The sequence below is a fragment of the Brevibacillus sp. FW306-2-1A-C05A genome (assembly GCF_058781555.1).
Genome location: NZ_JBYSWV010000001.1, coordinates 538581 through 550754, shown reverse-complemented (window position 1 = coordinate 550754; position 12174 = coordinate 538581). Strand labels below are relative to the sequence as shown.

12 protein-coding genes and 1 pseudogene are annotated in these 12174 nt (G+C 56.2%); 9 read left to right on the top strand and 4 right to left on the bottom strand.

Annotation, left to right across the window (positions count from 1 at the left end; translation table 11 throughout):
* Positions 1 to 23: 23 nt before the first annotated feature.
* From AC3WJN_RS02880 to AC3WJN_RS02860, 5 genes are all read left to right on the top strand, one after another.
* On the top strand, positions 24 to 623 hold the full coding sequence (locus AC3WJN_RS02880) for a putative glycolipid-binding domain-containing protein (protein WP_005829137.1): 600 nt from the start codon (positions 24 to 26) through the stop codon (positions 621 to 623).
* Positions 624 to 640: 17 nt separating this feature from the next.
* On the top strand, positions 641 to 1057 hold the full coding sequence (locus AC3WJN_RS02875; RefSeq protein ID WP_005829135.1) for a hypothetical protein: 417 nt from the start codon (positions 641 to 643) through the stop codon (positions 1055 to 1057).
* 15 nt (positions 1058 to 1072) lie between these two features.
* The gene (locus AC3WJN_RS02870) at positions 1073 to 1516 is read left to right on the top strand and encodes an HD domain-containing protein (RefSeq protein WP_007784707.1); all 444 of its coding nucleotides are present in this window, start codon (positions 1073 to 1075) and stop codon (positions 1514 to 1516) included.
* A 477-nt stretch (positions 1517 to 1993) separates the two neighbouring features.
* Entirely contained in the window at positions 1994 to 3979 is a 1986-nt protein-coding gene (locus AC3WJN_RS02865) for an endonuclease MutS2 (RefSeq protein ID WP_492329221.1), read from the top strand.
* Positions 3980 to 4563: 584 nt separating this feature from the next.
* A complete protein-coding gene (locus AC3WJN_RS02860) occupies positions 4564 to 5478 on the top strand; it encodes a phosphotransferase (protein WP_492329220.1) in 915 nt (304 codons plus the stop codon).
* Between the two features lie 59 nt (positions 5479 to 5537).
* Here the strand turns inward: AC3WJN_RS02860 and AC3WJN_RS02855 are convergent, their stop codons facing one another.
* Positions 5538 to 6749 carry a sigma-54 interaction domain-containing protein gene (locus AC3WJN_RS02855; protein WP_492329219.1) on the bottom strand — a complete coding sequence of 404 codons (1212 nt, stop codon included), beginning with the start codon at positions 6747 to 6749 and terminating at the stop codon, positions 5538 to 5540.
* A gap of 500 nt (positions 6750 to 7249) precedes the next feature.
* Here AC3WJN_RS02855 and AC3WJN_RS02850 point away from each other — a divergent pair.
* A pseudogene (locus AC3WJN_RS02850) lies at positions 7250 to 7426 on the top strand (acetamidase/formamidase family protein); the annotation flags it as partial.
* 38 nt (positions 7427 to 7464) lie between these two features.
* Here AC3WJN_RS02850 and AC3WJN_RS02845 read toward each other — a convergent pair.
* The 3 genes from AC3WJN_RS02845 to AC3WJN_RS02835 all read right to left on the bottom strand — a co-directional run bounded on the left by AC3WJN_RS02845 (position 7465) and on the right by AC3WJN_RS02835 (position 9204).
* The gene (locus AC3WJN_RS02845; RefSeq protein ID WP_005829123.1) at positions 7465 to 7986 is read right to left on the bottom strand and encodes a GrpB family protein; all 522 of its coding nucleotides are present in this window, start codon (positions 7984 to 7986) and stop codon (positions 7465 to 7467) included.
* A gap of 104 nt (positions 7987 to 8090) precedes the next feature.
* The gene (locus AC3WJN_RS02840) at positions 8091 to 8219 is read right to left on the bottom strand and encodes a hypothetical protein (protein ID WP_431809893.1); all 129 of its coding nucleotides are present in this window, start codon (positions 8217 to 8219) and stop codon (positions 8091 to 8093) included.
* 334 nt (positions 8220 to 8553) lie between these two features.
* Complete coding sequence (locus tag AC3WJN_RS02835) at positions 8554 to 9204, bottom strand: TetR/AcrR family transcriptional regulator (RefSeq protein WP_327921368.1); 651 nt, start codon at positions 9202 to 9204, stop codon at positions 8554 to 8556.
* 303 nt (positions 9205 to 9507) lie between these two features.
* Between AC3WJN_RS02835 and AC3WJN_RS02830 the strand changes: the two genes are divergently transcribed.
* The 3 genes from AC3WJN_RS02830 to AC3WJN_RS02820 are packed head-to-tail and all read left to right on the top strand — an operon-like array spanning position 9508 to position 12158.
* Positions 9508 to 10200 carry a response regulator transcription factor gene (locus tag AC3WJN_RS02830; RefSeq protein ID WP_005829119.1) on the top strand — a complete coding sequence of 231 codons (693 nt, stop codon included), beginning with the start codon at positions 9508 to 9510 and terminating at the stop codon, positions 10198 to 10200.
* A 6-nt stretch (positions 10201 to 10206) separates the two neighbouring features.
* Positions 10207 to 11580, top strand: coding sequence for a sensor histidine kinase (locus AC3WJN_RS02825; RefSeq protein WP_005829117.1), 1374 nt, complete (start codon positions 10207 to 10209; stop codon positions 11578 to 11580).
* Positions 11577 to 12158, top strand: a complete 582-nt coding sequence (locus AC3WJN_RS02820; protein ID WP_005829116.1) for a PepSY domain-containing protein — start codon at positions 11577 to 11579, stop codon at positions 12156 to 12158. Before AC3WJN_RS02825 ends, AC3WJN_RS02820 begins: the two co-directional genes overlap by 4 nt.
* The last annotated feature ends 16 nt before the right edge of the window (positions 12159 to 12174 follow it).

The window sequence follows — 12174 nt, the reverse complement described above, 5'->3', positions numbered from 1 at the left end:
AACAAATGATCGGGGGTCGAGTCATGCTGCCAACATACGTAATCTGGAAACCAAGCACGGGAGCGGGGTATGAGCATCTTGCCATCAGCGAAAGCGAGGAGCAGTTGACAGTCGACAGCTTCGTGATCGGGGAGAGCGAACCGGACAAGCTCGCGAGAATCCAGTATGAAATCGTGCTCGATCGTAGTTGGGCCACGAGAAAAGTTTCAATTCGGCATTGGGGAGGGCAAAAAGCGCTCTGTCTTTTGTCCGACGGAAACGGACAGTGGACGGACGAGGCGGGACAGCCGATTGCCGAGCTGGCAGGCTGCGTCGATATTGATCTTTCGTGTACGCCGTTCACGAACACGCTGCCGATCAGAAGACTGGCGTTTACTCCGAACGTGCCGCAGGAGATCGACGTCGCCTATTTTTCTGCCTACGAGCTGACCTGGCGGCGGGTGCGGCAGCAGTACACGCTGCTTGCGTCTGACGCCGATACTGCGGTGTTCGAATATCGCGCGGGCGCTTTTGTGCAAAACATCACAGTGGATGCAAACGGTCTTGTCCTTTTGTATCCCGAGCTTTTTGTTCGCGAGAGGCCGCTGGCCGCAAGCGGTATCGAAGTGGAAGCAGGCAAGTAGAAAGGGGCCGTTTTGTCATGGCGGAGCGTTTTCTGGCGGGGCTTTTGGCCAGCTTTTTGTTTACGTTTGGCGCGGCGATCTTCTATTTCCAAGATCGCTTCATGGTTCTGCCGACGGCTATGTTCACATTCCCGACCGTCTTTGTATTGGGGCTGCCGCAATCTGTCGCGATCGACTGGCTCCTGCGGCCTTTGCGCAGTAGAAAAAGGAGCAGAGTGGTCGTGCTGCTGGAGGCTTTGCTCTACGCCGTAGCCGGAATCGCGGCGACCGCCTTGTTACTCTGGCTCGTAACAGGAGAGTTGTTCAAGGGGATTTCTTCTTTTTACTGGCTGGGGATGACGGCTTCGTTGCTTTACTATGCGTGCTTGCTCGCCCTCAGAAGGCAGAGGAAAAAGCGGGACACGCCGCATGCCAAGGAAGCCGAGAACGAATGAAGCGAAGGAGACGGGTTGAGCACATTGGAAAAGGCAATTGCACTCGCGGCACAGGCGCACGCGGGGCAAACAGACAAAGGCGGGAATCCGTACATCCTCCATCCGTTGCGCGTGATGCTGAACATGCCAACGGACGAGACGAAAATCGCGGCTGTGCTGCATGACGTGCTGGAAGACACCGCTGTCACGGTGGCGGATTTGCAGGCGGCAGGCTTTTCCGAACCGGTCATTGCCGCAGTGATTGCTCTGACCCGGCGCGAAGGCGAAGCCTACGAGGACTTCATCCGCCGGGCGAAGCAGGATGCGATCGCCAGGCAGGTGAAGCTGGGCGATATCGAGGACAACATGGACTTGTCGCGGATTTTGGAACCGACTGAACAAGATTACGAAAGACGCAAGCGCTACGAGAAAGCTGCCCTGCTGCTGACTTCGCAAGGGCAATACGAGGGGAACGGCTAGCGGCGGCAGCTTTTCTTGACGGCGGCTGTTTTGGTGAGCTATAGTGGGAGTAACCTTATCAGGGGAGAGATGTTGATGTCGGCGGTTGTTCTTAACTAACGCAATTCCATACAAAAGGCTAGGAGCAAGTTCACGAAAATTTTGCACGTTTGGCAAAGTTTATTTGTGATGGTTACTTTCCGGCCTTGGAATTTGTTAAGAACAGCGGATATCATCCAATGCTCCAGGGGTTTTTCCCCCAATCATTGCGCCCAAATCCGTGCTGTTTTCAGCGCGGTTTTTTTGCGTCCTTTTGACGGCAGCCCAGCCACTTTTTCGTGAGCGGATTGCCGTTTGGAAGAGAGGCTGTTTGCGCGCGCTTGGTTTGGGGTCACCCACAAAAAGGGCGGAGAATGACGTTTGTTCATTCTTCGTCCGTTTTTTGTTGATGAGCAAAAAAAGATGCGAAAAAAGATGCGAAAAAAGGAGCGATTCACCTTGAACGAAAAAGCATGGCAACGCCTCGAATACGACAAGATCAAAGCTGCGCTCATGGAGTACGCGGTGTCGTACGTGGGGAAAAAGCACGTCGCGCACATGCAGCCGCTCGACTCGGCCAAAGTTCTGCGCAAAAAGCTCGACGAAACAGCGGAAGCAAAAGCATTGCTTGCGCATGGCGCGAGCGTCCCGATTCCTTCGCTTGCAGGAATCGAGCAAATGATGTCGCTGCTCGGGACCGGGTATGTGTTTACGGAAGCCGATTTTTCGCACCTGCACCAGTTTCTCGCAAGCTGCGCCCAGCTCTCGAAATACATGGCGAGCAAAGCGCAAATAGCGCCGCGTGTCAGCTCCTACGCGCTGACGATGTACACGCTGAGCCGCTTGCAGGCGGAGATCGAGCAGTGCATCCGGCACGGGCAGGTCGTGGATACGGCGAGCAAAGATTTGCTGAAAATCCGCAAGCGCATCGTCGTGATGGAAGAGCGGCTGAAGCGGCAGCTCGATTCGCTCACGAACAAATACCGCTCGATCATGCAGGAGAACGTCATAAGCAAGCGCAACGGCAAATATGTCCTGCCGATCAAAAAAGAGCATCGCAGGCAAGTGGCGGGCAGTGTCGTGGACGAATCCGCGAGCGGCCAAACTGTCTACATGGAGCCGGCAGAGCTTGGCGCGGTACAGTTCGAGCTGGCGGCGCTCAAGGCCGAGGAAGCGCGCGAGGTGACCAAGGTGCTGATGCAACTGTCCGCTGTCGCGGAGGAATTTTCGCAGGAGCTGCATGTAAATGTGGAGACGGTCGGCATGTACGATTTTTTGTTTGCCAAGGCCAAGTACGCGCTGGCATTGGGCGCAGTCAACGTGGAACTGAACGAGGACGGACTGATCGACGTGAAAGAAGCGCGGCATCCGCTGCTGGGCCGGCAGATGGTTCCGTTGGATTTTCAGATTGGAAAAAGCTACAAGTCGCTGGTCATTACCGGTCCGAATACGGGCGGGAAGACGTTGGCGCTCAAGACGGTCGGCCTGTTGACCGCGATGGTGCAGTCCGGCTTGCTGGTGCCTGTGAGAGAGGGCAGTCGCTTCGCTGTTTTCCGCAATATCGCGGTAGATATCGGCGATGGGCAGAGCATCGAGCACGCGCTGAGCACTTTTTCCGCCCATATTCATCATGTGATCGAAATCTTGCGGGTCACGGACAGCTCGACCCTCGTGCTGATCGATGAAATGGCGTCCGGCACCGATCCGGGCGAAGGGGTGGGCTTGTCGATTGCGATTTTGGAGGAGCTGCACCGAAGAGGCGCGACGGTGATCGCGACGACGCATTTTAACGAAATCAAAAATTTTGCCGCCGCGACAGACGGTTTCCAAAACGCGCGCATGGAGTTTGACGAAGAGACGCTGCAGCCGCTCTATCGCTTGCGCATCGGCGAAGCGGGCCAGAGCTACGCGTTCGTGATCGCCATGAAGCTGGGGATTCCGCCGGAGATGATTAAGCGCTCGCGGGAGATTACGCAAAGCGGCTTTGCTGGTGCGCGAAGGGGCGAGCAGGGGGCTTTGGCAGCGGCGCAAGTCAGCGAGAAGCAAGCAGTCACGATGCGAGAAGCTGAGGGGCAAGCAGCCGAGCAGCAATCGAACCAAGACCAACAGCCATTGCCGCCCACCCCCGAGATCGACGGAGAGCCACCCGCGACAAAGAAAAAGCCGTTCGCCATTGGGGATTGCGTTTTCGTGTCGTATCTGGGCAGAACGGGCATTGTTTTTTCCACCGCGGACGCCAAAGGCAACGTCGGCGTGATGATCCAAAACCAGAAATTCAAAATCAACCAGAAACGGCTCAACCTGCACATCGAGAGCAAGGAGCTGTACCCGGCGGACTACGACATGGACATCGTGTTTGAAACGAAAGAAAACCGGAAGAAACGAAAGCTGATGAGCCGCAAGCACGTAGAAGGGGTATCCATCGAAACGAAGCAGGAGGGATAAGGGCATACACAGCCAGCCGTTTTTCGAGCGGTACAGGCATTTGAATAAATGGCAAGGGGATCAAGCTGCGCGTTTGGCAGCGGCTTGAGAGGGCATGGCGTGGGCTAGCCAGCATGCTGGTTTTGCTCCCTTTGCTTTTTCCGCCTTTTTCATCCGATTTGATTCCACTTCCACCCGGCTTTCATTCGGTGAGTAAAAGGAAGGGAGAATACAGCTCAATGAAGAGGGACAGGCGGAAAAAGGAATATAGACAGGTCCGTTCTTTTACTTATGGTGAAAACTTACATCACGTTTTCAGATAAAGTGGTAAGATGCAGGCAGGCGATTGGGAAACGAGGCGGCGAGCACACAAGTGGCAAGGGCAAAGGGGGCCATGAACTTCGCCCGGTTTTTGCTCATGCTGACGTTACCCGTAAAAAGCGGTCGGAAAAAAGGCAATCAGCCAAAAAGCAGAAAGTGACCCGCACATATCCGCCCGGCAGCGAATGGAGCAATACGAGCTGTACGCCGAGGCCGTTTGCGATATTCAAGAGCCCTGTGCCACAAACCACTACCAACAGAAAAAAGAAAGAAGGTGAACAGCAATGAGTCGTACAAATCCATGGGATGCGGAATGGCAAGTGACGGAGGACCTGGCTCAAGCCTTGATCTACAGCCAGTTTCCCGCATTGTCCTTGAAACAGGTAAGGCGTCTCGGGGACGAATGGGACAATATCGTCTATGTAGTTGGCGAGGAATACGTTTTTCGCTTCCCGCGCAGAAAAATCGCTGTGGAGCTGATCGAGCTGGAAGGCAGGCTTTTGCCCAAGCTTGGCCCGTTTCTTACGCTCCCGTATGCAAAACCGCTTTTTTACGGGGAGGGCAGCGCAGCGTATCCATTGCCGTTTCTCGGCTATACGTACATCGCCGGGAATTTTCCGCTTGGGTTGCCAGAGGAGCAGCGCGCGGCGTCTGCGCTCGTGCTTGCCCGCTTTTTGAAAAACTTGCACGCATTCCCCGTCCAGGTGGCCAAAGAAAACGGTGCGCCCACTGACCAGCGCGGATTGCTGGATATTCGGGGACGGAAAGAAAAAATGCAGCAGTTTCTGGCTGACACGGACATTCCTTTTGCGGAAGCCGATCGCGCGCTGATTGCGGATTATTTGCAGGGGCTTGGCGTGGAGCAGATTCAGCCGAAGGAAGTGTTGATGCACGGCGACCTGCACTTTAAAAACATGCTGGTGGCTCCCGATGGAAAAATCGCGGGCATTATCGACTGGGGAGACATGAACATCGGTCATCCCGGCTGCGATCTGAGCATTGCCTACAGCTTTTTGCCGCCACAGGCAAGGGATGGCTTTTTCCGCGCATACGGCGAAGTCGATGAAGAGACGAAGCTGTTGGCGCGTCTGATTGCCGTCTACATCCCGATGCTGATTTACATGCAGGCAAAAGACACGGGCGACGACCGCGTAGCAGCGGAAGCGAGCGCGGTCATCAGGCGCGCCTTGGCAAATTAAATTCGTAGCGGGCCGTCGGGCGAGCTGTCTACAAGCATAGGCGAGGCGAAGCCGAAGCGTCACACATGGCTTTCGCTGCACGGCCCAATGGCAAGTTCGCTCATCTTGCGGTACAGCGTGCTGCGGGCGATGCCGAGCTTTTTCGCGGCGGCGCTGATGGAAGGGGCTTCGCGGATCGCTTGCTGGATCGTTTCCCGCTCCAACGTGCGCAACAGAGGCGAATGGTCTGCCTGCGCGTCCGCTTCGTTCTGCCCGAGCCATGTCCAATCAGGCGGGAGATGCTGAACCGAAATTTGCGGGTCGGGGAAGGCATGCAAAAAGGCGCGCTCCAGCACATTGCGCAACTCGCGCACATTTCCCGGCCAGGAATGGCGATGCAGGGCAGTCATGGCTGTTTCGCACAGTTGCGTGGGGCCGCCCTCGTATTGCTCGTGCAACTGGTGGAGAAACTGCTCTGCCAAAGAGGCGATGTCTTCCTTTCGCTCGCGCAGCGGCGGGATGCGAATTTGCAGCACATTCAAGCGGTAGTAAAGGTCCGCGCGAAACAGGCCGTTTTGCACATCGTCCTCCAGAAAGCGGTTTGTGGCGGCGATGATCCGCACGTCCAGCTCTTTTTCGGTGTGCGAGCCAAGCCGCGTAATTTTCCGTTCCTCCAGCACACGCAGCAGCAAGACTTGCAGCTCCAGCGTCATTTCCCCGATCTCATCGAGGAACAGTGTACCGTGGCTGGCGGCTTCAAATTTGCCGGGCTGCCCTCCTTTTTTGGCCCCGGTAAAAGCGCCGTCTGCGTAGCCAAACAGCTCGCTCGCAATCAAATCTTTGGGGAGAGAAGCGATATTGACTGCGACAAACGGCCCGTTTTTGCGCGGGCTGGCGTCGTGAATGGCTCTGGCCAGCACTTCTTTGCCGGAGCCTGTTTCGCCCAGGAGCAGCGTATGGGAGAGCGAGTGGGCGGCGATTCGCGCCGTCTGCAACTGTTTTTGGTACAGCGGGCTTTTCGTGGCGATGGCTGGGAAAAGTGTCGGTTGTTGCTGGGCGGGCGAGGAAGCAGGGCGTCGGCGAAGAAGATAAATCCACATAGGGGCAGCTCCTTCTGTTGTCTGTTCCTCGAAGGTCCAGTCTTTTCGCAGCGCATCTTGCCAATGTTCGTCCAGCGTCATCCCGGCGCGGATGCCGAATCGTTCGCCAGCAAGCCGGGTGGCAAACATGACTGTCCGGGACTCGTCGAGGGCGATGAGGTGCTCGTGACTTTTTTCTGCCCAAAAAAGCAAGAGCCTGCGCCAATCTGCCTCGGTCTGCGAGAGAGGGCGCGAAGAAGGCGTGGCAGGTTGCGATAGATTCAAAGAATCGGCAGGAGGCTTGGCGACAGCGAGAGGTTGAGAGGCAGCGCGATGTTGCGAACGGTCGATGACGGATGAAGCCCCGATAAACGAGAGTGGCACGTCGGCTTCGAGAATGGTACTCGCATCCCTTCTTGGTAAATGGTTTGTTTTCGTTGTCCGATCGCAGGACAAGTGTTCGAAAGTGAAACACGCAAACAATTTTTCCGTTAACCAATGAGGCAATACAAGCAGGACAGGGGAGACAACGAGAAAAGAAAGCCAGTAGCTGACCCGTTTTGCGACAGGCTTCTCTTCCCTATTATACAGGAAAATATAGGCAAAAGAAGCGTGATGGGTAAATTTTGTGAATTTTCCGTCTGTTGGCATGCACGTTGCTTCCAAGGAGAGGGAGCGACACTCATTCTTCAGCAAAAAAAGGAGGATGCAGCATGCCAGAAGTATTATTTCGCGTCGACCTGAACAAACCGATGGAGGAACAGGATACACCCGGCCACAACCGATGGCATCCTGACATTCCCGCTACGGTATCGGTCAATCCGGGGGCGGTATTCCGCATAGAGTGCAAGGATTGGACGGATGGACAAATCAAGAACAACGACGATCCGGTCATCCCATAGACGCCCGGCGTTTTTTTCGTGGGCGCTTAGTTGGCGCCACGCGCTTTCCAGGCCAGCGCCTTTTGCTCCAGAGACCAGGCCAGCTCATGCTTGCCTGCGACATAGCTGGCAGCGTCGTACGGGAACTGCTCTGCCAACTGCTCCTTCAGCTCCCCGTACAGCCGGGCACAGTCAGGATGGGCGCGCAAGTAATCGCGAAACGCCAGGTGGCGCCGAATCGCCGGATGGTCTTGCTCGTAAACGTGGACGTGATGGGTGCGCTCGTCGCCGCCTTTGGCAAAATACCGTCTGCCGGGCAAGCCGAACTCGCCTTTTGGCAAGTAGCCTAGCGAGCGCATCTGTTCGTTTGTCTCATCGACGCGCCCGATATCGCGCACGACTGGCAACAGGTCGATGATCGGCTTTGCTTTCAGCCCGGGCACGGCTGTACTGCCGATGTGATGAATCTGTATGAGGTTGTCCTGGAATACTTGGCGCAGCAGCTCGGCTTCCGCGGCAAACAAGGCTTGCCAGCGCGGATCGTAGGGGCGGACTTCGACTTTTCGCATGACAGACTCCTTCCTGTACGTGAGAGGGATCGCTTTTTGGCGTGAAAAGGCCCGGACATTTGGCAAGGCGAGCAATGTCCGGGCGCGTTTTGGTTCTTTTCTAGTTATGATTTTCGGTTCGGCGACCATTCGCTAGGAGCCGAACCGAAAACTTGGTTCGGCGGTCCAGCGACTTGCACGCGCGCCGGGTTTGTCACTTCCAGCGTAATCATCGAGCTGACGACGGCTTGCATGGTCACAACCAGATACGTTCAAAAAAAGATAGCTTTCCAAATGGGTGATTCCAACGAAAATCGTTTCTCCTTCTCATTTTCACGGTGTTTTCCAACAGAAAAATGGCAGAAACGATACGGTTACACGTGTTTCACACTCTCTTTCCTGATCTTGGCGATCGTGGCAAATGATCGCTGCTCTGGTTATATTGTAAGGCTTGCCTGGGCCGGGATGCAAAGCTGCCATTTCGGCATTTTGGACGGTTTTCGGGCAGGCTGGGGCCGTTTTGCCTGAGCAGGTCGCTCGCTCATCGCGTACGTAGCCAGCGCTCGGCGGCAATCGCGCGCGTGATTGTCAGTTGTCCTGCGCAATGCCGCGCGCGGCGGCGCGAAGTGCTTCCAGCGCAAACGAGCCTGGCGCGACCCCAAACAAGTTTTCAAAAATCGGCTGGATCGCCTGCAGACGCAGGCGGCGTTCTTCGGGCGTCCATTTGAACAGGGCCGAGTCCGCCCAATGGTGCAAGGTGCTGAGAAAAAACTCGGCAGCAAGCGCCGGGTTGGCGACGCGAAACCGCTGTTCACGGTTGCCCTGGACGATGATTTCCGTCAAGATCGGCGTGAACTTGCAAATGGTTTGGATGTACAGTTTTTGCCGGAGTACGGCGTTGTTGTCATGCTGCAAATATTTGAAGTTTTCCACATGCCCGGTCGGAGCGTCCAGCTCGTAGACGAACACCCAGGCGATTTTTTCGTAGGCGGTAAGGTGTGGGGCGCGGGCAATCCGCGCATAGTGCTCCCGGATTTGCTCCAGTTGCCGCGCGATCAGGGCGCTGGCGAGAGCGTCCTTGGATTCAAAGTAATAGTACAGCGTCCCCTGCGCGACCTGCATCGTTTTGGCAATGTCGATCGTGGATGTTTTTTCATAGCCAACCCGGTTGAACAAGGCTTCGGCAGTGTCGAGAATTTCATTGCGGCGGACGAGAGGATCTTTCGAAATTCTTGGCATCGGTCATATCACCTCCTGTTCATTAAAGCATCCGACAAGTTATCAGTCAAACCTGTCACCGTAATTAAATGGTAGTCAGTCAAAAAGAAAACTTCACCCGTTGCCCGCCTGTTTCAACGGACCGAATCGGGGAAACGAAGAGGCGGCCGCATCGGGGTTCAAGCAGCGCGCCTTTTCGTAAAAAGCGCCCGGACCGCTGGAAAAAAATGCGCACCCGAGCAAACTTTTATGGTTTAATCTACGGTATCAGACCACATTTTGCACGATGTGTCATTGGGTATCGGCAGAGAGGAAGGCGTCAACATGAACCAGGCCAAAATATTACTGATCGAAGACGAGAAAAAAATCGCCCGTCTCCTGAAGCTGGAGCTGGAGTACGAAGGCTATGAAGTGAAGACGGCCGAGGACGGGGCAACCGGACTGGAGTGGTTCAAAAGCGAGCCGTGGGATTTGGTCTTGCTGGACGTGATGATTCCGCAGCTCAGCGGGATGGAGGTGCTCAGGCGCATTCGCGCATCGGACAGCGTCACTCCGGTGATTCTGGTCACCGCCCGGGATTCGCTTCCCGACAAAGTGAGCGGCCTCGACTTGGGAGCCAACGACTACATTACGAAGCCGTTTGCCATCGAGGAGTTGTTGGCGAGAATCCGCGCCTGCCTGCGTGTGGCGGCGGGCGTCAGGAAAAAGGAAGAAGAAGAGGCGCCGCTCAAGGTCGGCGATCTTTTTATCGATGAAAAAAAGCGGATCGTCATGCGCGGGGAAACGGTGGTGGAGCTGACGCCGCGGGAGTTCGACCTGCTCGTCTACCTGGCCAGGCACGTCAATCAGGTGCTGGACAGGGAGCAAATTTTGACGGAGGTATGGGGCTATGACTACTACGGCGACACCAACGTCGTCGACGTGTACATCCGGTATTTGCGCAAAAAGCTGGACGATCCTGCCCATCCGCCGCTGATCCAGACGGTGCGCGGAATCGGCTACGCGTTGAAGGAGTAAAAAACGATGACGATTCGCAGCAAAATCCATCTGTTCTCGACGGTGTGGCTCGTGCTGACTTTATGTCTCATCAACACGTCGATTTACTGGCTGTTTTACAAACAAACGACCGACCTGGAATTGGAAAGACTGCAACTCCAGACCGAAAACATCGCCCAGCGGCTGCATGAAGCGGGCAGTCAGGCCGAGCCGGCCGAGCTGTTGCAGGCGTATTTGTCCCCGATCGACATGATCCGCATCGTAAACGCCGAGTCCCGCGCAGTGGTGACGGCGACGAAGGAGCTGGCCTACGGCAAGTGGCCGCCTGCGTTCAGCCCGCAAGAAACGTACCGGATCGAGGAAAAAGACGGCGTGCTCTACGCCATCGGGCAGATGCCGCTGATCGCGGGAGACGGCAGCGTCATGTCGATGGAGGTGACGACGGCCTTGCCGCAGGTGCAGGAGACGATGCAGGTGCTGCTCGTCGTGCTCTTGATCGCTTCGCTTGTCGTGCTCTTGCCTTCGTTTTGGGCGGGCAAAATGCTCGGCAACCTCATCGTCGGACCGATTAACTCGCTCATTCGCACGATGGAAGAAATCCAGCGCAAAGGCCAGTTCAAAAAGCTGGAGCTGCCGGCCAGATCAAACGACGAGCTGTACCAGATGGGAAACACGTTCAACAAAATGATGGACATTTTGCAGCAACATTTTGTCAAGCAGCAGCAATTTGTGCTGGACGCGTCCCACGAGTTGAAGACGCCGCTCACCGTGATCGAAGGCTATGCGACGATGCTGAAAAGATGGGGCATGAACAAGCCGGAGCTGCTGGAAGAATCCGTCGAGGCTATCTACTCGGAAGCTGTGCGGATGAAAAAGCTGACCCGGCAAATGCTGATGCTGGCGAACCCGGACGAGGAGTCGAATCTGGACGTGCAGGCGGTAGACGTGGAAAAGCTGTGCGAGGAGACGAGCAAATGGATGCGGCGCACCTACGAGCAGGAGATTCGCGTCGAGGCGCAAACGCCGGGGATTCACGTGCTCGCCGACGAGCAGCGGCTCAAGCAGTTGCTGGTCATTTTGCTCGACAATGCGCTGACCTACAGCACGGAGGCGATCCGGGTAGAGATTGCCGAGCAGGCGGACACGGTGACGCTGTCTGTGATCGATCAAGGGGTGGGCATCCCGCCGGAAGACCTTGCCCACATTTTCGACCGTTTTTACCGGGTGGACAAAGCGCGCGCACGCGATACAGGCGGCACAGGGCTCGGCCTGTCGATCGCCAAGCGGATTGTCGACGTGCACGGCGGCAGGCTGGATGTGCGCAGTGAGGTCGGGGTAGGCAGCGCGTTTACCGTGACATTGCCGAGTGCGACCCAAAAGAAAGCGGGGGAGAGCGAATGAAGCGAAACCATGCGATCGGGATGATCGGACTGGCGCTGGTGGCGGGAGCCGTGTTCGGCGTGTCGCAGCTTGCGGCAGGCGAGCAGGACAAGAAACGCACGAGCGAAGAAATCACGAAGTCGCTGGAAGCCAGATACGGCAAGGCGAAGACAGCTTTTGAGCTGACGACAGAGGACGGCAGGGAGGTCTACGCGGGGACAGTGGAAAATCAAACCGGAACGTATCGCGTGCAAGCGGATGCGCTCACCGGACAAGTCACCCACATTACGCTGCTGTCGGCAAAGCCCAGGCCGCAGCCTGCTTCCGCAGAAACAGCGCCGCAGACAGCGGAGGAAGGCGGCAGCCGCCCGGCTTCGCCAGCGCCAACTAGCGAGATTGCCAAAAGCGGCATTTCCCTCGACCGGGCGCGAGAAATCGCTTTGCAACAAGTAGCCGGGACGTTTGACGGCATCGAGGTGGAGCAGAAGGATGGGATGGCCGTCTACGAGGTAGAGGTCGTCACCGCCGAAAACCGGGAAGTGAAGGTCGCCGTCGACCCGCTCACCGGACAAGTGCTGTCGATCATGTGGGAGGACTAAAGGCTTTCTCATCAAA

Excerpts from the sequence above, each read along its gene's own strand:
- AC3WJN_RS02845 (WP_005829123.1), bottom strand. The coding sequence starts at position 7,986 with ATGCGAAAAGTCGAAGTCCGCCCCTACGATCCGCGCTGGCAAGCCTTG.
- AC3WJN_RS02875 (WP_005829135.1), top strand. The coding sequence starts at position 641 with ATGGCGGAGCGTTTTCTGGCGGGGCTTTTGGCCAGCTTTTTGTTTACG.
- AC3WJN_RS02825 (WP_005829117.1), top strand. The coding sequence starts at position 10,207 with ATGACGATTCGCAGCAAAATCCATCTGTTCTCGACGGTGTGGCTCGTG.
- AC3WJN_RS02860 (WP_492329220.1), top strand. The coding sequence starts at position 4,564 with ATGAGTCGTACAAATCCATGGGATGCGGAATGGCAAGTGACGGAGGAC.
- AC3WJN_RS02835 (WP_327921368.1), bottom strand. The coding sequence starts at position 9,204 with ATGCCAAGAATTTCGAAAGATCCTCTCGTCCGCCGCAATGAAATTCTC.
- AC3WJN_RS02820 (WP_005829116.1), top strand. The coding sequence starts at position 11,577 with ATGAAGCGAAACCATGCGATCGGGATGATCGGACTGGCGCTGGTGGCG.
- AC3WJN_RS02880 (WP_005829137.1), top strand. The coding sequence starts at position 24 with ATGCTGCCAACATACGTAATCTGGAAACCAAGCACGGGAGCGGGGTAT.
- AC3WJN_RS02840 (WP_431809893.1), bottom strand. The coding sequence starts at position 8,219 with ATGCAAGCCGTCGTCAGCTCGATGATTACGCTGGAAGTGACAAACCCG.
- AC3WJN_RS02830 (WP_005829119.1), top strand. The coding sequence starts at position 9,508 with ATGAACCAGGCCAAAATATTACTGATCGAAGACGAGAAAAAAATCGCC.